Here is an 18,251-nt window from a genome sequence, read left to right as displayed (position 1 = left end):
AGAGCATTTCCGCGTTTCTCCGAATCGCAAAAACGCTCTATCTCTTCGTTTCGAAGCAATTCCGAACGCAAAACCGCTTCGCCCTTTTGCTGGAACTGCTTTTTGTTTTCGTTCGTCTTGTCGGGAAAACCGGGGTCCACTTCTCCCTGACAAACTCCAGCTGATTCCAACGGTCGATCGTCTTGTTCCGCACGCCCCTCCTCATCGCCACAGCGCTCGCCGTCACCTTCGGCCTCGGCATCCTGAGCTCGGTCTATGCGCTGCGCGCGACGGTCGGCTTCGGCGCCATCGCGCTCGGGCCTTGGGCGGCCTTTCCCGCCGCCCAGACGGTCGATGCGGATCCTTACGCGAAAGCCCACCGGGCGCGCGACGGCAGGCTGCTGCTCGGCGGGGCGGAGGGCCTCACCTTCACCGCCGCCACCGATAGCGACAACCGCCGGCTGGTCACGAACTGCCGCTACGAGATCGCCGGCATAACGCCCCCTGCCCGCCTGTGGACGCTGCATGCGGCCGACCGCAACGGCAACCCGCTGCCGGGCGCGAACCCGGACGTGCCGACGGGCCTCAATGCCTGGTCGGCCCTGCGCGGCGCCGACGGCAATTTCTCCATCCGCATCGCCTCCTCCGCCATGCCGGGCAACTGGCTGGCGATACCGGAAGGCAGGGCGCCCTTCCTCCTCGTCATGACGCTGCTCGACACGCCGACCGCCGGCAGCTCGGGCGTCATCGACCTTGCCATGCCCGGTATCACCCGCCTGGACTGCGCCGATGCGTAGTTTCCTCTATGCCATCGCCATCGGCCTCGTCGGCGCGGCGCTGCTGCACATCGTCATCATCCTCTCCCTGCCGAGCTTCACCGGCCGCGACGCCTATACGCGGGTGCAGGCCTTCGGCGAGGCGAACCGTTTCTTCCCGCTTGCCAGCGAGGGCAACACGCTCGCGCCGATCAACGACGATCCCGCCATGAAGACGGCGGTCTGCACCTTCTCGGTGGAGAATGGCCCCATCCGGCTGTTTGCGGATGGCGACGTGCCCTTCTGGTCGCTGGCGGTCTACGACGAGGCCTCCAACGAGGTCTTCAGCATGAACGACCGCACCTCGGTCTCCGGCGCGCTGGATACGCTGATCGCCACGCCCATCCAGCTCATCGGCATCCGCAAGGCAGTGCCGGCGGAGTTGGAGCAGTCGATCCTCGTGGAAATGCGAGGAGAGGAAGGCTACGCAGTGCTGCGTACCTTCGTGCCCACGCAGAGCCGGCAGGAAGCAGCAACCGCCTTCCTTGCGGATGCGAGCTGCGAAGCCTTCACGGCGGATCAGTAATCGACAGGAAAACATCCGGCGGCAGGCGTGAAGCGCGGCCGCGCGGCATTGTGACGGCGCGCGCCCGTCACCGGACCGCGCCCGACCGCCGCCATGCGGCGGTCGCAAAACTCTATTTGCGCCGGGCGGTATCCGAAACGCCGCGCTTGCCCGCCTTGCCGCGCGGGGCAAGGGTCGCGGGCGTCAGGCGCTCGTAGCGCACGCCGGTAAAGAGCAATATCCGGGCCGGAGCCTCGGGGTGAACGGTCTCGCGCTTCGGCATGCGCGCGCGCCATTCGGTCAATCGTACCACGTCTGCCATTCTCGCCTCCAAAAGAAGAATCGAGACGGATGAAGTACTCTTACAAATCTCACCCTGCCCGCTGAAACGGGCCGGTGCATCCGGTTCCGTCACCCGGACGCGACATGAGAACGCTGTCATCCCAGTCGCATACAGGTGGAAAACGGCGATGCGGTCCAGACGTTCCCCAATCACGAAACGTTGTCTGGCGACCGCCCGGTATCCGGAACATCGCACCTTTCCCTTTCGAAACGGCAGCGCCTGACGGCAACGTCCGCTTCCATGGTCGAATCATAGCACGTCCAATGCAATAGACGAGCCGATCCATGTCCCCAAAACTAGCGACTGTCTGGTTAACATGCTGTTAATCATGCACCGGAACGCCCCTTCCCGCTGTTCCGCGCGGAACACGGCCTTGTGCCGTCCCCCCGGTTTTGGTCCTTCTGCGCGAATAACGAAAGCAATTACTAATTTAGATATACATACTTCGCAAATGACGGGATGGCACTTCCGGGCGCCATGATTGCGTCGCCCCGCCCACGCTCGACACTCACATATATTATGTATTTCTAATTTAATATATCCAGTCAGAATACATGGAATAACGCGCGCCATTCTCAAAAATAGACATAAATTCACCGTCTCTAATACTTAAATATAAAACGGCAATCTTCAGAATATTGTGGGGGTATTTCCAAATAAAAATCCATTTTCCTTTTTCCAAGCCATTGCTTATGAAATTGAATTCTCAATTAAGAATGGCTAATGTACCGTTAACGCCACACGAAAAAGAAGGTGACGTTTCATATTCTATATCAACACTGAGAGGATCAATCATGTTTTCGCGTAGAATCCTGTTCTCCGCAACTACAGTTGCGGCCTGCGTTGGCTTGTATACTACTTACGCCGATGCACAAATGACGAGGCAAGGCCGCGCCGAAGCGGCCTGCGAAGCAGCGCTCGCCTCCGGCGACATGGCAGCGCTTCGGGATGTACAGCGGCGGTTCAAGAATGAAATGACGGCGTGCAGCGCTCTTGCATCGACTGCCGTTGTCCTTTCACCTGGCACCAGCACCACAGCCGGCTTCACGCGCGTGGCGCAGACCGGCAACACGGGCAACGGTAACGGCGACGACGATGACCCTCCCGGTCGCGGTGACTACGATGGCTGGCATGGGCACGGTCATGGCCACGGTCACGGGCACGGCCATGGCGGCCACGGCCACGGTGGTGGCGGTCACGGCCACGGCGGCGGCGGTCATGACGGTGGAGGCCATGACGGTGGCGGTAACCACGGCGGTGGTGGTAACCATGGCGGCGGCGGCAACCACGGTGGTGGCGGCAACCATGGCGGTGGCGGCAACCATGGCGGTGGCGGCAACCACGGTGGTGGCGGCAACCACGGCGGTGGTGACAACCATGGCGGTGGCGGCAACCACGGTGGTGGCGGCAACCATGGCGGTGGCGGTAACCACGGTGGTGGCGGCAACCATGGCGGTGGCGGCAACCACGGTGGTGGCGGCAACCATGGCGGTGGCGGCAATCACAGTGGTGGCGGCAACCATGGCGGCAACGATGGTCATCATGGCGGAAACAACGGCAACCATGGCGGCAACAATGGCAACCATGGCGGCCACGGCGACGGTGACCATGGCGGCAAGGGCGGCCATGGCGGCCAGGGCGGAAACAACGACGACTAGTCGTAGAAGCGCCTACGCCCTACTGGGCACAGCAAAAAAGGCCAAGGGACATCCGTCCCTTGGCCTCTTCCGTTCTCGAAACTGGCAGCCCTGCCTTTTTACGACGGCGGCTCGGTCTCCCCGGGAGACCGGATCTGCTTACAGATCCGTGACCTGCGTGTCGCAAGGCCTGATATGCTGGCTGACATATTCATAGGGCATGACCTTGAGGTTGCGGTTCAGCCCGCCATTGTCCCTCAGCCAGCCGATAACCCAGCGGGGGTATTTTTTCAGCAGATAGGTCGTGGCGAACCGGTTGCCCTGCGAGGAACTGCCGAACGGCAGGTGGAAGCCGAAGCGCGCCGAAGGGGTCACGCAGAGCTGGTCTTCGCTGATACCGAGATAGAGCGTGCAGGCCGAATCGCAGCGGCCGGCGAACTTGACCGTCTGTCCGGTCTGTTCAAGCTGCGCCGCCTTGATGGCGTAATCGACGATGACGCCGCCGTGGTCGTTGCGCACCGTATAGAAGCTCGGAGCCTCCGATACCGCGCCGGCCGTCACGGCCGTCGTTGCGAGAGCCGCGAGGGCGATGGAAACAGTGCGAGCAATGCCGGCAGTCCGCTTCATGAGAGTGTCTCCGTTTGCGAGACATCTATCAGTCATATCTAAAATTCCCGTTAATGTATGGGGCACGATGCCCGCCCGTTGACATGGATCGGCAAAATCTTGCCGGTCTTCTCGCGTTGCTCCACAACCGCATGGCAAACAGCCGTGCGGCAGAACACAATACTAGGGCAGGTGCACGCGGGGATGGGAAAGAGTGGCCAAGTTTGGCATTAGTATGACCTAAATTATAAAGCGGAAATGAAACCGTCGCTTTTCCGCGTAATCCACAGCCAGCACCGGCCGCCTGTCCCAAAACCTTGCAAGGGCGCGCCGCCGCCGCGATGCGGCAGGGTGGATTTCATTGTATTCATTGCCATTTCCGCGCGAGCAAGGTTAACGGCTCGCTAAGGTTTTTCCTCTAGTTTTCATGAATGACAGCAGGGGTCGGCAGGGGGCTGCCGGTCCGGGGATGACAGGTGTTTTGTGGCGGACAGGTTTCGCGAACTGGAGAGACCGCAGGCAGGGCGGCCGAAGGACATCGTTCTGATGGCCACGGTGTCCAGCTTCGAGAGCCTGCGCTTCCCCTCGAAATCGGACCTTGCCCAGTTCGGTGAACTCTTCGAGCAGCTCTATGCCGCCTCCACCGAGGAGGCGCGCCGGCAGGCCGTCGCCGCGCTCTCGCGCTGCCCGCAGGTGCCGGAGGAAACCGCCCTCTTCATCGCCCGCCAGCCCATAAGCACCGCCGCCATCTTCCTCATGGGGTCACGGGCCATCGGCGATGTCACGCTGATGCGCATCCTGCGCACGACCGGCCCCGAGCATGCCCACGCCATCGGCCGGCGCGACGACCTGTCACCCATCGTCGTCGAGGCGCTGGTCGGCACCTATCAGGACCATGCCAGCCGCCGCACCGGCGAGGACCGCGCGGCCGCGCTTGCGGAAGCCGCCCGCCTGGAACGGGAAGAGCGCGTGCGCGAGGAACTGCGCGCCCTCATGCGCGCCGCCACCCCGATCGTCGAAACGCCCGTCCGGCTGGAGCCGGCGAGCGTCATGCATCAGGTGCTGTTCGTGCGTTTCGCGCGCGAGGGGGAAACCGGCATGATCGCCGTCGCGCTTGCCGATGCGCTCGCCTCCAGCCAATGGCTGTCGGAGCGCATCCTGCTCGACGTGTCGGGACGGCAGCTTGCTGAAACGCTGCTGGCGCTGGAAGTGCCGCAGGCCGATGCGCTCTTCGTGCTGAAGGCGATCTATCCGCATCTGGCCGAAGGGGGCGCGCAAACGCTGCTCGCCGCGCTGGACCCCGCCGAGGCGACCCGCCGGGTCGAAAGCTGGCAGAGGGCCGATAGCTATACAAGCGGCGACGGCCTGCCGAAGGCGGCCAATGCCGACGACGCGCCGCAGGACCGGTCCGCCGCCGGCCACAAACGCGCCGCCGGCTGAGCCGTCAGAAGACCCGCCGCCTTGCCGGCGCACGAACCGCCGCGTCTTCCTGACGCCCGGCCGAAAGCGCGGCCAGCGTCGTCGCCACGAACATTCCCGAAATCAACAGTGCAAGGGCAGGCAGCACGATAAACATGGGGGTTCTCCAGGGTTTGCCGCACAGGTCGCCGCCTGTGCCGAAACCCTTTTCCCATGATGCGGCGCGCGCGGCTGTTCCCGAGGGAACGCCGGCACACCCCACTGCCTGCCGGCATCTCCCTTGTGGCTCCCGCATATGAGGCAAAAGCCCGCCCCATCCCCCTTCTCCCCTCGGGGAGAAGGTGCCGGCAGGCGGATGAGGGGGATGGCGAAGGCAGGAACGGCAAGGATTGCGGGTTGCGTCGCCCCCTCATCCGACCCTTCGGGCCACCTTCTCCCCAAGGGGAGAAGGGAAAACAGCAAGGCTGAATTCCATAGGCGGTGGCCCGGCCCTGTGGAGAGCCCCCTACCGCCGGAAGAACCCGTCGTCCTTCGGCTCCGCGCCGGCAAAATCGAGAATATCCCCAAGATCGTCCGTCTCGATGGAAACCACCCAGAGATCCCCGTCGAAGCGCCGCTCCCGGCCGATGGCCTCGGCCACCGCGTCGCTCCCCACGCGCTCCAGCCGCGCCTCGAACAGCCGCCGCCCGCTTTCGTCCGCTTCGAAGAAACTCTGCGGCGCGGGCGCGAAAAGGCTTTCCGTGCCGTCGCGGAAGACCTGCCGCACGAACACGGCCCCCGCCTCCTCCGCGCCCTTCGCCTCCACGGCGGCGAAATCGCCGCGCGCGAAGACGCGGCGCATCAGGGCGGAAACGAAAATGTCGGTACGAAGGCGCATGACGGCGGCATACACGGCGGGAAAGCGGGCGGCAATGGCCGGGACCGGCCTTACAGCGCGCCGATATCCTTGAGCTTGGCGAGCACCTGCTCGTTCGGCTCGCCGGTCACCGGCAGGCGGTAGTGCTTCTCGAAATGGCGGATGGCGGTGCGCGTCTTCTCGCCGATCAGCCCGTCGACCGCGATATCGGTATAGGCGATGTTGCTGAGACCCTTCTGGATCTTCATCACCATCTCGCTCGGCGCGGGCCGCGCGACCGCGGAGGTGACGCCCGGATCGGCCTCGGCCGCCATGATCGCGGCGGCGACCGGGTCGGCCTCGCTTTCGGCCGTCGCGGTCTGCGCCGGCTGTTTCTCGATAACCCTGGCCACCTCGTCGAAGGGCCGCTCGCCCGGCGTCACGCCGGTAATTTCCGGCATCGGCTCACCCTCCTCGAGACGCTCGATGACGAAGGTCGTCTGCTCGTGCGGCTCGGGCTTGGTGGCGGAGAAGCCGAGGGAATTGTCCGCCGATCGCATCTTCAGGAAGGGCGCGGGATGGCCGCCCGGCTGATACCAGAGCGCATTGGCCGCAACGAAGGAGAAGACGACGAGGAAGGTGCAGGTGCCGCCGACGACGCTCGGATGGCGCGCGGCAAGCCCGCCGAGCGCGACCAGCCCGCCGATCACGACGTTCGGCCGCCGCTGCGGCTGGCTGCGCGCGCCGGACCGGCCCTTGCGGGCCTGGCCCTGGGGCCGCCGCTCAGGCTGTCTTCTGACGTGCGCGTTCATCTTGCGTGTCCTTGCCATCGAGCGAGGGCTGGTAAACGGTCTTCATGTCCGCTGCAAGGCGCGGCGGGAAATCGACGGTGGATGGAGCCATGGCCCTGAGATCGCCGTCGCGCGCCACGCCCGAGCCGTCCGCCGGCACGCGCACGGTGATGACCGTGCCCTCGCCCGGGCGGCTCGCAATCGTGAAGCTGCCGCCATGCAGCGCGACGAGACCCTTGACCAGCGACAGGCCGAGACCCGTGCCCTCGTATTTGCGGGTATACTCGTTCTGCACCTGCATGAAGGGCTGGCCGATCAGTTCCAGCTTGTCGGCCGGAATGCCGATGCCGGTGTCGCTGACGGTCAGGATCAGGTCCCTGCCCTCGCGCGCCGCATCGATGGTGACGATGCCGCCGCGGTCGGTGAACTTGATGGCGTTGCCGACGAGATTGATGAGCACCTGCTGGATTGCCCGCTGGTCGGCCACCGCCTCGCCGAGGGCGCGCGGCACGCGGCTCGTCAGCTTGATGCCCTTGTCGCGCGCCTGCAGGCCCAGCATCTGCTCGCAGGCCCGCACGCTGTCGGCGACGATGAACGGCTCCGGCAGAAGCTCGTAGCGGCCCGCCTCGATCTTCGACACGTCCAGCATGGTGTTGACCACGGACAGGAGGTGCGAGCCGGACTGGTGGATCAGCGCCACATATTCGCGCTGGCGGTCGTTCTCCAGCCGGCCGAAATATTCGCCGGCGAGGATATCGGAGAAGCCGAGAATGGCGTTCAGCGGCGTGCGCAGCTCATGGCTGACGGCGGCGAGGAACCGGGTCTTGGCGTCGTTGGCGGTTTCCGCCTCGGCGGTCTTGCGGGCGCTCTCGCCCTTCAGCCGCGCTTCTTCGGACATGTCGCGCGACTGGGCGACGACGGCGGCAAGCGCCCCGTCGGCATCGGCCATCGCCGTTATCTCCACGCGCATATGCACGAACTGCTCGGCGTCGCTCTCAAGGCGCGGTCGGTCGATGCGGATATCGACGGTCTCGCGGACCGCGCCCTGGCGCAGCCGGTCGATGGCGGCGACGAAGCCGAGCCGGTCGGAAACGTGGATCTGGTCGAGATAGCCGCGGCCCATCGGATCGCGCATCCAGGAAAGGATGTCGGCGCGGTCGCGGCCGTGTACGGCGGTCACGAAACCGCGCGCATCGTGCAGCGTGACGAGACCGGCGAAGAGATCGTAGGGCGACACCGGGCTTGGCGCGGCGTCGGCCAGCGCCTCGGCGAAGGTCTTCTGCGGGGCCGGCTTGTGCGGGCGCGCGGCGGTCGCGGCGGCGGCGAGCAGCGCGCCCGCGCCGGCAAGCGCGACACCGGCCGGCAGGGCGGCGGAAGCGGGCATGACGGTGGAAAAGGCAAGCGGCAGGCCGGGCACGGCTGCCAGCAACGCCAGCGTCGTCGCGCGCAGCGGGGCGGAGGGGCGCTCCTGCGCCGCGCCCATGCCAGCAACGCCAGCAACGGCGCCCAGACGGGCCGCCATTCTGTCAGCGATGATGGTCAATTGGCGCAACGAAAAACCCTGCCGTTCGTGTTCTTTTGTGTGAGCCAAAATCGCATCGGCGACTTAAGGAAAGAATAAACGACAGGGGCCGGAAGGGGCCGAAAAAGGCTCAAAAGTCCCATTTCGGGGCAATCCAACGGCCATTCGCGCGGTGTGGTTAACGGGGCGTAAGCGCCTCATTTTGCGGCATTTTTCTGTTCATATTAACCTGTTGGGCAAAAGCGCCGGAACGCGCCTTCCGGCATTCCGGGGCCTGCCGGCCCGCCGGCGCGCCATCATCCTTAACGGGGTTCGCTAAAATCTGCCTCAAATGCCCGTTAGCGGGAAATTAGATCGCATTTTAATCAAAACTGGGCAAAACCCGAGCGATTCCAGCAAAGGGGAATTTCCTTCCGGCCCCTATTCTCGCATCAACGGTTCGCCAAGGACCAAACAAGCCGAAGGCCGAAAAGAGCCGAGGCCCCATAACGAGGATGGCAAGCAATGTGGTTTCTGATCAAGGGAACGTTCTGGTTCTCACTGGTTCTCGTCCTGCTCCCCTTCCTGAACGCGGAATCCTCCGCGACGCTGGAAAAGGGGCCGACGGTTCAGCTCGGCGATACGTTCAGCGCCGCCAGCGAAGCGATCGGCTACGTGACCGCCATCTGCCTCGAAAAGCCTGATGTGTGCGAGAAGGGTTCGGAAACCTTCGTCGCCCTCGGCCACCGCGCCCGTGAAGGCGCCCGCATCGCCTACCAGTTCCTCGACACCCAGTTCGCCGAAGAAGGCACGGACGTCGCCAAGGACATTGCCAAGACCGGGCCGGCGAAGAAGGACGCACTGAACCAGCCGCTCCCGGCCGTCGCCGATGTGGATGCCGACGCCGAGGTCATCACCGGCACCGTCGCCATCCCGACCCGCCGCCCCGCCCACAAGGGCTGAGCCGTCCCGCCCGTTCCGCAATCCCGCCTGCGGTATTGCCTTCAAGTTTACTGCCTGCCTGACTCGTTGCATTGCAACCGCCGTATGGATCCGCTCCATACGGCGTTTCTTTTCGTGCATGGCGGTTTCCGGTTCAAATAGCCGGCCGGCTCGCCTATATGATGGGCAAACCCCGAGACGGACAGACAATGGCCACGCTGCAACAGATCATCGACGACTTCGCCTTCCTCGACGAATGGGAGGATCGCTACCGCTATGTCATCGAACTCGGCAAGGCGCTGCCCGATCTTGCGGAAGACAAGCGCACGGCGGCAAACAAGGTGCAGGGCTGCGCCAGCCAGGTCTGGCTCGTCAGCCATGCCGGGGACGGGGCCGATCCGGTCATGACCTTCGAGGGCGATTCGGACGCCCATATCGTGCGCGGCCTCGTCGCCATCGTGCTCGCCATCTATTCCGGCAAGCGCGCCTCCGAGGTCGCCGCCCTCGACGCCATCGACACCTTCAACGCCATCGGCCTCGTCGAGCACCTCTCCTCCCAGCGCGCCAACGGCCTGCGCTCGATGGTGCGGCGTATTCGCGAGGAGGCGGCGGGGAAGGTTGCGGCGTAGGGGCATCCTGCTTCTCGCCTGAAGCCCCCTCACCCTCCCATCTCCGGCCGATACCCCTCCGCCCCCCAGACATGCGTCCGCCGCGCCGCCACCGCCGGCGGTGCATAGTGCCGGGCGAGCGCCATCAGCGCCGCGCGCAGCATCAGCTTTGCCGAGCGCACCGGCCATTGCCGCTCGCGCTCCACCGTCTCCAGCCCCTTCATGAAGCAGCAGACGTCGAGCGCCACGCCCGACAGTTCCGGCCCGATGGCCTCGATGGCGCGGGCGACGCGCAGGCGCGCGGCAAGCGCCGTATCGGTCAATTCCCGTGTCGCGCCCGCCTCGCCCTTCTGGCGGCTGGCGATGCGCGGCTCCCAGGACATGGTCATGCGCGGCTGGAGGCCGCCGCGGGTGAAATCGGCATGCAGCCGCTCGCCGGCCGCAAGCGCGCTTTCCGGCAGAAAGGCCTCGCCCGTCTTCTCCTTCAGCCGGGCAAGGCCGGCGAGCGGCGATTCCAGCCGGTTGGCAAGCGCCCGCTCCCGCGCGCCGTCCCGCACCACGACGACCTCGGCGATATCCCGATGCTGGCCGGCAAAGGGCGTCTCGGCCTCGCAGAGCCGGCGCTTGAGGTGGGCGCGCGCCTCCGGCATCGCGATCACCCTGCCGCCCCGGCAGCGCACCAGCCCCAGCCGCACCGCTTCGTCCAAAGCCTCGCCGCAGACGGCCTGCCGGCGGTCGCCGGCGGCAAGGCCGCCGTCACCGTCGATGATGGCCTCGCCGGCCGTCAGCAGGAAGCGCAGCAGCCGCGCCAGGTCCGCATCCTTCCTCTTCGCCGCCCCCTCACTCATGGCTGCCGATCCCCGCCGGACCGAAGACGGACAGGACGGCCCGCTCGATAGCCGAGACGAAGGCATCGAAGGAGGCGTCGTCGCGGCGATCCTCCACCACGTTGCAGGCATGGCTGACCGTAGTGCGGTCACGCCCGAAGGCCGCGCCGATATCCGACAGCGACAGCCGCAGCACCACATGGCAGACATACATGGCGATCTGGCGCACATGGCAGGTGGAGCGGCGGCCGTCACGCCGCCAGAGCGGCCGGTCGCTCGCCAGCGCCGTCATTTCCAGCGCGAGCTGGCGCACGATGCGGCAGGCGACGGGCGCAGGCACCGTGGGCGCCTGCGGCATGCCCATCGCCCGATGGACAGGCCCCGGCCCCTCACCCGGCCCCTCGCCCGACATTGCGCTCTTGATTTCCGGGGCCGCCGTCTCGGGGAAAGCCTGCCGTGGGGAAAGGGTGAGCTGCTGCATGACTGGTCACTCCATTGATAGGAATTTATTCATACACCCTAGAGGAGGACCGGGGATGAATGAAGCGACGGGCCGCAACCTTTCCTTGAATTTCCAACCTAATTTATAATTACCATCCCCGAAATAGGGATTTATTCCTTGTCATAACGCAAGAAAAAGGCCGGAGCGTGCGGCTCCGGCCTTTTTCGCAGTCCCGGACGTTCGGGCTTACTTGCCCTTGCGGCGCTGGCCAAGGCCCATTTCCTTGGCGAGGCGCGAGCGCGCTTCGGCATAGGCGGGGGCGACCATCGGGTAATCGGCCGGCAGGTCCCACTTCTCGCGGTACTCTTCCGGGGTCATGCCGTAATGGGTCATGAGGTGGCGCTTCAGCGACTTGAACTTCTGGCCGTCCTCCAGGCAGATGATGTAGTCGGGCTGCACGGACTTCTTGACCGGCACCGGCGGCTTCGGCTTCTCGGCGACGACGGGCGCCTCGACGGCGGCGGCCGGCTGCGTGGTGTTGTTGAGCGCGGCATGCACATCGGCGATCAGGCTCGGCAGCTCGGAAACCGGCACGACATGGTTGCCGACATAGGCGGCGACAATATCGGCCGTGAGTTCCACGAGCAGATTCGAGCTGGCGCCGAGGGTTGATTCAGACATTTCTTTCTCCTGTCGAGCAACGCGAAAGCCGATGGCACCTTCCATCGGCCCTGTCCTTCAATTCCAGATAAAGCCTCGCCCCCCGGCGCGCCCGCGGCAAAACGATGCTCGCCGGCAGCACGATCTCGGAAGTTCCGGTTCTTGTCGTCAATATAATTTTTCAGCGTAACGGAGGCTGCCGGACCGAATCTCTTGCCGACATATTTACCGCCTGGCGACGGCAATGGCATGAATTCAACCTAGACAGGAAAACCGCACACCGGACAAATCAACCCGGATGCTTTACTTAATCTGGAATATCATTCCCCAATTCATTGTCCAGTATTATTTTGAACAATGCATGGAGATACCTTCGAGAAAAATATCCGCCCTCTGGCTAGTCGAGGGATATTATAAAATTTAGGGGGTCTTAATTCAACAGTTTCTCAACGCTTCTTGGCGTCGCGCCGTTCCGCCTCGCGCATATCGTCGATGACGCTCAGCCGCGTGAGGCGATAACCGGCCCCGTGCGCGGCCTTTGCAACCAGATGGGCGGCGACCGGCGCGGTCAGCACGAAGAAGACGAAGCCGGCGAGCGCGCGTGTGAAAATCGCCACATCCAGCGAGTGGACGCCCGCCGCAAAGAGCATGAGGCCCGAGCCGACCGTGCCCGCCTTGGAGGCCGCGTGCATGCGGGTATAGACATCCGGCAGGCGCACGAGGCCGAGCGCCGCCAGGAAGGTGAAGACGCCGCCGCCGACCAGCATGACGCCCACCAGAAGGGCCAGAACGAGGTCCATCATCGGCGCACCCTCCGCTTGCCGCTCGGCCGTCCCTGCCGCGCGGCGGCTGGCGCAGGCTCCTCCTCGCCCGGCTCCATGCCCTGGCGCATGACGAAGCGCGCGAAGGCGACGGTGGCGAGGAAGCCGACGAGGCCGAGCGCGATGGCGATGTCGATATAGAGGTTGAAGCCCGTCTTGATGGCGATCACGGCGATGAAGCCGATGGCGATGGCGACCAGCATGTCGAGCGCCACGATGCGGTCCGGCAGCGTCGGCCCCCGGATGACGCGGAAGGCCGTGAGGAAGAAGGCCGCGCACATCAGGAAGAGCGCGATGGCGGCGGCGGCGGAGATGATCGTTTCGGCGTCCATCAGCGGAAGGCCTCCAGTATCTTCTTCTCGAAGCCACCCGCGATATCGCGCCGGGCGCCGACGGGATCGGAGCAATCGAGGGCGTGTACGTAGAGCACCTTGCGGTCCGGCGAGACGTCGACGGAAAGCGTGCCCGGGGTCAGCGTAATGAGGTTGGCGAGCAGCGTGATCTCGAAATCGCGGTCGACCGTCAGCGGGAAGGCGAAGATGCCGGGCTTCAGCGGCATTTTCGGGCTGGCGACCAGCACGGCGACCTTCCAGGCGGACAACGCCAGTTCCTTGATGAAGAGCACGATGAGCGACAGCAGCTTCAGCGGCCGCACGCGCCGGCCGTCGGGCTGGATATGACCGCGGATCAGCGCGAGCGACAGCGCCCCGGCGACAAGACCGAGCAGCAGGTTGGGAATGGTGAAGCTGCCGGAGACGGCGAGCCACACGAGGGCGAAGAGCGTGACGACGACGGCGGGCCGCATGGTCAGTTCCCTCCCGGGAAGACGGAGCCGATATAGGCCCGCGGATCGGAAAGCCCCTGCGCCGCCTGCTGGACGGTCGCAAGCAGCGTCTCGGGGAAGAGGCCGAAGAGGACGGTGAGCGCCGTCAGCGCGGCAAGCGGCAGCAGCGCGCTTGGCGCAATGGCGGCGGTCGGCAGCGGCTCGACCGCCGGACGCCAATAGGCCAGCAGGAAGACGCGGCCGACCGCGATGGTGGTCAGGAAGCCGGTGAGGAAGACCGCCGCCGTCAGCCACCATGCGCCGATATCTATGGCCGCCTTGGCCACCATGACCTTGGGCCAGAAGCCGGAGAACGGCGGCAGGCCGGAAACGGCGAAGAACAGCACCAGCGAGAGGGTCGAAAAGAGCGCAGAGCGAGTGTAGAGGCCGCCCAGCCGGTTGAGGTCGAAGGAGCCGGCGAGCCGCCCGGCAAGGCCGACCGCCATGTAGAGCGCCGTCATGACGACCATGGAGTGCAGCGCGTAGAAGATCGCCCCGCTGATGCCGCCGGGACTGCCGAGCGCAAGCCCCGCCAGCATGACGCCGATGCCGGAAATAACGACATAGCCGAGCAGCCGGCGGATATCGCTCTGGCCGAGCGCGCCGAGCGCGCCGAGGAGCATGGTGGCCACGCCCGCCAGCGCGATGACGAAGCTCAGCTCCTCCCGCTCGACGGGAAAGAGCATGACGAGCGTGCGCAGCAGCGCATAGATGCCAACCTTGGTGAGCAGGCCGGCGAACAGCGCCGAGACCACCACCCGCGGCGTGTGGTAGGAGGCGGGCAGCCAGAAATTCACCGGGAAGGCCGCCGCCTTCATGCCGAAGGCGAGCAGGTAGAGCGTGGCGAGCGTCATCAGCGGCAGGTCTTCACGCCCGCTTGCGGCCCTGGTTGCGATATCGGCCATGTTGAGCGTGCCGAAGATGCCGTAGAGATAGCCGGTCGTGATGAGGAAGAGCGTCGTGGCGATAAGGTTGAGGAAGGCGTATTTGATCGCGCCGTCGATCTGGCGCGGCTCGGAGCCCAGCGTGATCAGGCCGAAGGACGAGATCAGCAGCACCTCGAACCAGACATAGAGGTTGAAGATGTCGCCGGTCAGGAAAGCGCCCGAGACGCCGGCCATCAGCAGGAGCAGAAACGGGTAGAAGCCGTAGCGTCGTCCGCTGCCGTCGATATCGCTCAGCGCATGCACCGCCCCCGCCAGCGCCACGACCGCACCGGCCAGCGCAAAGAGCACGCCCGTCAGGTCCGCCGTAAACGCGATGCCGAAGGGCGGCAGCCAGCGGCCCATGACCATCGTCACCGGCCCGTTGGCCGAGACATGCATCAGCAGCAGCGCATCCAGCAGCACCAGCACGGCGAGCGCCGGCACGGCGAGCAGACCTTGCAGGCGCAGCGACTTGCGCAGCATCAGCAGCACCGCGCCCGACAGCAGGCACCAGACGGGCGGCAGCACGACCAGCCAGTCGGCGGCGGGCACCGGCGTCATGACGAGAGCTGCGGAAAGATCGATGGGCGTTGCGGCCATTGGCGGGGCGGTTCCTGTCAGTAGCCGGTCGGCGGGAGGGGATCGTTCTCCGGCTCGGCCAGACGCATCTCGTTGCCATTGTCGGTGCCGAGGTCCTGATAGGCCCGGTAGACGAGGACGAGGAGGAAGGCGAAGAAGGAGAAGGAGATGACGATGGCCGTCAGGATCAGCGCCTGCGGCAGCGGATTGGCGGTGAGCGCCACCGGCACGTCATGGCCGGCCGGAATGATCGGCGGCACTTCGCGCAGGATGCGGCCATTGGCGAAGAGCAGCAGGTTCACCGCATTGCCGAGCAGCACGACGCCGAGCAGCACGCGCACCAGGAATTTCGACAGCATCAGATAGACGGCGGCGGCGAAGAACAGGCCGATGAGGAGGACGAAGGGCACTTCCATCAGATATCGTCCTCCGTTTCCAGCGCCAGCGCGATGGAGGTGATCGACCCCACCACGACGAGATAGACGCCGGTATCGAACAGCATGACGCTGGACAGCGGGATCTCCACGCCCAGCACGGACGGATAGACCCACAGCCCCGTCATGAAGGGCACGGCGGAAAAGACCGACAGAAGGCCCGCAATGGCGGCCATGGCGAGGCCGAAGGCGGAAATCGCCATCGGATGGAACCACAGCGCCTTGCGCACCGCCGCAACGCCGTTGGCGATGCCGAAGATCGCCAGCGCCGACACGGCGATCAGCCCGCCGATGAAGCCCCCGCCCGGCTCGTTATGGCCACGCAGCAGGACGAAGAGGGAAAAGAGCACCATGAGCGCGGTGAGGAAGGGGGCGACGGTGCGGAAGATGAGCGTGTTCATGGGCGGATGCCCCCCGCCTTGCCGCCCTTGCGGATGCGGACGATCGACAGGATCGCCAGCCCCGTCACCATGACGACGGCGATCTCGCCCAGCGTGTCGGTGCCGCGGAAATCGACGATGATGACATTCACCACATTGGCGCCGTGGGCGATGGTCTTGGAATAAAGGTTGAAGAAATCCGTGAGCGCCGTGTCGAAGCGGCCCTGCGTGACCTTCAGCAGGTAGAGCGAGAAGCCGAGGCCGCAGGCGACGGCGATGGCGACATCGGGGATCTTTTCCCGCAAGGGACGATGGTCGCTCGGCGTCAGCTTCAGGCGCGTCATGACGAGCGCGAGGATGACGACCGAGAGCGTCTCGATCATGAACTGGGTGAAGGCAAGGTCCGGCGCGCCGAAGAGCAGGAAGAGCAGCGCCACGCAGAACCCCTGGATGCCGAGCGCGACGATGGCCGTCAGGCGCGTGTTCGCCGCCAGCACCGCACCGATGCCGACGACGGCGAGCACCATCACCGCCGTTTCATGGAAGGGCATGCCGGCCGGCCAGACCGGCAGGCGCGGCCACTCGCCATAGACAGCGGGCGGCGCGAGCAGCGCCAGCGCGATCACCGCGAAGGTCGCCGTCATGTAGAATTCCATATGGCCCGGCTGCGTCAGGCGGCCGATGGCGGAAGCGCCGCGCACCAGCCCGCGCATGGCCTGGTCGAAGCCCCTGTCCGGCCCCCAGCCGATATCCTCGACCAGCCGGCCCGCCGCCGCGCGGAGCCTGTCGAGGAAGAGGAAGGCGAGGACGCCGAAGGCGACGGTGACGACCGAGAGGACGAGGGCGATGCCGGCATGGGGCACGGCGGAGATGGTGACGGTCTCGGGCTTGCCGGCAATGGCCGAGGCGAGCGGCGAGGTCAGCAACACATGGGCGGTCGCCGAGAACAGGCCGATGACCAGCCCCTTGATCGCCAGCAGCACCGGCCCGATCCAGAGCAGCACCGGCCCCTCATGCGCGTGCTTCGGCGTCTCGACGGGCGCGCCGAGGAAGGGTTTCAGCGCCACGGCGAAGGCGACGGCGAACATCAGGCCGTTGCCGATGATGGCGGCGAGCGTGAAGGCGATGGCGCGCGGGCTGCCGCCGGCAAGCGCCGCATAGATTTCCTCCTTGGCGAGGAAACCGAAGAAGGGCGGCAGGCCGGCCATGGAAAGCGCGGCGAGCAGGGCGGCGAGGAAGGTGACGGGCATGGCGCGGCGAAGGCCGCCGAGCTTGGTGATATCGCGCGTTCCCGCCTCGTGGTCGATGAGGCCGGCGACCATGAAGAGCGCGCCCTTGAAGAGCGAATGGGCGACGAGATAGAGCGCCGCCGCCGCGACCGCGTGCTCGGAGCCGAAGCCGGTCAGCATCACCAGAAGGCCGAGCGAGGCGACCGTCGTATAGGCGAGCATCAGCTTGAGATCGGTCTGGCGGATGGCGAGCACCGCGCCGACCAGCAGCGTCAGGCCGCCGAAGGCCGGCAGGATCGTTTCCCAGGCGGGCGTGCCACCCATCACCGGGTTGAGCCGCATCAGCAGATAGACGCCGGCCTTCACCATGGTCGCCGAATGGAGATAGGCGGACACCGGCGTCGGCGCTTCCATGGCGTTCGGCAGCCAGAAATGGAATGGGAACTGCGCCGACTTGGTAAAAGCCCCGCCGAGGATGAGGAAGAGCAGCGGCAGGTAGAAGGGGCTCGCCCGCACCTCCGCGCCCAGGGACATCAGGAGCGAGAGCTGCGTGACGTCGGTGACGTTCCACAGCAGCAGCAGCCCGGCGAGCAGGAACAGCCCGCCCCCGCCCGTCACCACCAGCGCCTGCAGCGCCGCCCGGCGCGAGGCTCCGCGCGCATGATCGAAACCGATCAGCAGGAAGGAGGTGATCGAGGTCAGTTCCCAGAAGACGAAGAGCATCAGGAAACTGTCGGAGGCGACGAGGCCGAGCATCGCGCCCATGAACATCAGGATGAAGGAGAAGAACCGCCCCTGATGCGCATGCCCCTTCAGGTAGCCGCCGGCATAGAGCACGATCAGCGTGCCGATCCCCGAAATCAGGAGCAGGAAGGCGAGTGAGAGGCCGTCGATCAGCCAGGAGAAGCTGACATTGTAGGACGGCACCCAGGCATAGCCGCCGGTGACGATCTCACCCCGCGCGACCTGCGCATTGAAGCCGAGGAAATGGAGAAAGACGGCGAAGGGCACAAGCGCCAGCGGCCAGGCCGCGCGATGGCCGAGGAGCCGCGTGAGGACGGGCGCGACGAGCGCGCCGAGAAACGGCAGACAGAAGGCGAGAAAGGTCAGGCCCATCGTGTCCGGTGTCATCCCCTCTCCCCGTCTGCG

Annotated in this window: 22 protein-coding genes; 5 read left to right on the top strand and 17 right to left on the bottom strand. The window is 65.5% G+C overall.

Annotated features, from left to right (window positions below; genetic code table 11):
* Window positions 1-182: 182 nt before the first annotated feature.
* The gene (locus K8M09_RS04540; protein ID WP_160785610.1) at window positions 183-776 is read left to right on the top strand and encodes a DUF1214 domain-containing protein; all 594 of its coding nucleotides are present in this window, start codon (window positions 183-185) and stop codon (window positions 774-776) included.
* Window positions 769-1,320, top strand: a complete 552-nt coding sequence (locus tag K8M09_RS04535; protein ID WP_160785609.1) for a DUF1254 domain-containing protein — start codon at window positions 769-771, stop codon at window positions 1,318-1,320. The genes K8M09_RS04540 and K8M09_RS04535 overlap by 8 nt, the downstream gene beginning before the upstream one ends.
* A gap of 112 nt (window positions 1,321-1,432) precedes the next feature.
* Here the strand turns inward: K8M09_RS04535 and K8M09_RS04530 are convergent, their stop codons facing one another.
* The 3 genes from K8M09_RS04530 to K8M09_RS04520 all read right to left on the bottom strand — a co-directional run bounded on the left by K8M09_RS04530 (window position 1,433) and on the right by K8M09_RS04520 (window position 3,906).
* Entirely contained in the window at window positions 1,433-1,621 is a 189-nt protein-coding gene (locus K8M09_RS04530) for a hypothetical protein (protein WP_170299439.1), read from the bottom strand.
* 1,037 nt (window positions 1,622-2,658) lie between these two features.
* Window positions 2,659-3,228: a hypothetical protein gene (locus tag K8M09_RS04525; protein WP_229342150.1), complete on the bottom strand. Its 570-nt coding sequence runs from the start codon at window positions 3,226-3,228 to the stop codon at window positions 2,659-2,661.
* A 210-nt stretch (window positions 3,229-3,438) separates the two neighbouring features.
* Window positions 3,439-3,906 carry a hypothetical protein gene (locus K8M09_RS04520; RefSeq protein ID WP_160785607.1) on the bottom strand — a complete coding sequence of 156 codons (468 nt, stop codon included), beginning with the start codon at window positions 3,904-3,906 and terminating at the stop codon, window positions 3,439-3,441.
* A gap of 525 nt (window positions 3,907-4,431) precedes the next feature.
* Between K8M09_RS04520 and K8M09_RS04515 the strand changes: the two genes are divergently transcribed.
* Window positions 4,432-5,325: a hypothetical protein gene (locus tag K8M09_RS04515; RefSeq protein ID WP_160785606.1), complete on the top strand. Its 894-nt coding sequence runs from the start codon at window positions 4,432-4,434 to the stop codon at window positions 5,323-5,325.
* 4 nt (window positions 5,326-5,329) lie between these two features.
* On the opposite strand, the gene K8M09_RS23635 is transcribed toward K8M09_RS04515, so the two are convergent.
* From K8M09_RS23635 to K8M09_RS04500, 4 genes are all read right to left on the bottom strand, one after another.
* Window positions 5,330-5,461: a hypothetical protein gene (locus K8M09_RS23635; RefSeq protein WP_267500181.1), complete on the bottom strand. Its 132-nt coding sequence runs from the start codon at window positions 5,459-5,461 to the stop codon at window positions 5,330-5,332.
* 348 nt (window positions 5,462-5,809) lie between these two features.
* On the bottom strand, window positions 5,810-6,181 hold the full coding sequence (locus K8M09_RS04510) for a DUF1491 family protein (RefSeq protein WP_160785605.1): 372 nt from the start codon (window positions 6,179-6,181) through the stop codon (window positions 5,810-5,812).
* 50 nt (window positions 6,182-6,231) lie between these two features.
* Window positions 6,232-6,951 (bottom strand): peptidoglycan-binding domain-containing protein, encoded by a 720-nt coding sequence (locus K8M09_RS04505; protein ID WP_160785604.1) that lies wholly within the window; start codon window positions 6,949-6,951, stop codon window positions 6,232-6,234.
* Window positions 6,923-8,452 carry a sensor histidine kinase gene (locus tag K8M09_RS04500; RefSeq protein WP_160785603.1) on the bottom strand — a complete coding sequence of 510 codons (1,530 nt, stop codon included), beginning with the start codon at window positions 8,450-8,452 and terminating at the stop codon, window positions 6,923-6,925. The genes K8M09_RS04505 and K8M09_RS04500 overlap by 29 nt, the downstream gene beginning before the upstream one ends.
* A 504-nt stretch (window positions 8,453-8,956) precedes the next feature.
* Here K8M09_RS04500 and K8M09_RS04495 point away from each other — a divergent pair.
* Entirely contained in the window at window positions 8,957-9,394 is a 438-nt protein-coding gene (locus K8M09_RS04495) for a DUF5330 domain-containing protein (protein WP_160785602.1), read from the top strand.
* 188 nt (window positions 9,395-9,582) lie between these two features.
* Window positions 9,583-10,002, top strand: coding sequence for a SufE family protein (locus tag K8M09_RS04490; RefSeq protein WP_160785601.1), 420 nt, complete (start codon window positions 9,583-9,585; stop codon window positions 10,000-10,002).
* Window positions 10,003-10,031: 29 nt separating this feature from the next.
* Here the strand turns inward: K8M09_RS04490 and K8M09_RS04485 are convergent, their stop codons facing one another.
* From K8M09_RS04485 to K8M09_RS04440, 10 genes are all read right to left on the bottom strand, one after another.
* Entirely contained in the window at window positions 10,032-10,829 is a 798-nt protein-coding gene (locus K8M09_RS04485) for a DUF6456 domain-containing protein (RefSeq protein ID WP_160785600.1), read from the bottom strand.
* On the bottom strand, window positions 10,822-11,289 hold the full coding sequence (locus tag K8M09_RS04480) for a helix-turn-helix domain-containing protein (protein ID WP_380734595.1): 468 nt from the start codon (window positions 11,287-11,289) through the stop codon (window positions 10,822-10,824). The genes K8M09_RS04485 and K8M09_RS04480 overlap by 8 nt, the downstream gene beginning before the upstream one ends.
* 207 nt (window positions 11,290-11,496) lie before the next feature.
* Window positions 11,497-11,931 carry a MucR family transcriptional regulator gene (locus K8M09_RS04475; RefSeq protein WP_160785599.1) on the bottom strand — a complete coding sequence of 145 codons (435 nt, stop codon included), beginning with the start codon at window positions 11,929-11,931 and terminating at the stop codon, window positions 11,497-11,499.
* Between the two features lie 425 nt (window positions 11,932-12,356).
* A complete protein-coding gene (gene mnhG / locus K8M09_RS04470) occupies window positions 12,357-12,713 on the bottom strand; it encodes a monovalent cation/H(+) antiporter subunit G (protein ID WP_160785598.1) in 357 nt (118 codons plus the stop codon).
* Entirely contained in the window at window positions 12,710-13,063 is a 354-nt protein-coding gene (locus K8M09_RS04465) for a cation:proton antiporter (protein ID WP_160785597.1), read from the bottom strand. Before K8M09_RS04465 ends, mnhG begins: the two co-directional genes overlap by 4 nt.
* The gene (locus K8M09_RS04460) at window positions 13,063-13,536 is read right to left on the bottom strand and encodes a Na+/H+ antiporter subunit E (RefSeq protein WP_160785596.1); all 474 of its coding nucleotides are present in this window, start codon (window positions 13,534-13,536) and stop codon (window positions 13,063-13,065) included. The genes K8M09_RS04465 and K8M09_RS04460 overlap by 1 nt, the downstream gene beginning before the upstream one ends.
* A gap of 2 nt (window positions 13,537-13,538) precedes the next feature.
* Window positions 13,539-15,080, bottom strand: a complete 1,542-nt coding sequence (locus tag K8M09_RS04455; RefSeq protein ID WP_160785595.1) for a Na+/H+ antiporter subunit D — start codon at window positions 15,078-15,080, stop codon at window positions 13,539-13,541.
* Between the two features lie 17 nt (window positions 15,081-15,097).
* Window positions 15,098-15,475, bottom strand: coding sequence for a Na+/H+ antiporter subunit C (locus tag K8M09_RS04450; protein WP_160785594.1), 378 nt, complete (start codon window positions 15,473-15,475; stop codon window positions 15,098-15,100).
* Window positions 15,475-15,894: a Na(+)/H(+) antiporter subunit B gene (locus K8M09_RS04445; protein WP_160785593.1), complete on the bottom strand. Its 420-nt coding sequence runs from the start codon at window positions 15,892-15,894 to the stop codon at window positions 15,475-15,477. The genes K8M09_RS04450 and K8M09_RS04445 overlap by 1 nt, the downstream gene beginning before the upstream one ends.
* Window positions 15,891-18,233 (bottom strand): putative monovalent cation/H+ antiporter subunit A, encoded by a 2,343-nt coding sequence (locus tag K8M09_RS04440; RefSeq protein ID WP_160785592.1) that lies wholly within the window; start codon window positions 18,231-18,233, stop codon window positions 15,891-15,893. The genes K8M09_RS04445 and K8M09_RS04440 overlap by 4 nt, the downstream gene beginning before the upstream one ends.
* Between the last annotated feature and the right edge of the window lie 18 nt (window positions 18,234-18,251).

This window comes from Shinella zoogloeoides (assembly GCF_020883495.1).
Lineage (GTDB): Bacteria > Pseudomonadota > Alphaproteobacteria > Rhizobiales > Rhizobiaceae > Shinella > Shinella zoogloeoides.
The sequence above is the reverse complement of the archived record's forward strand: the minus strand, read 5'-3'. Positions and strand labels throughout refer to the sequence as shown.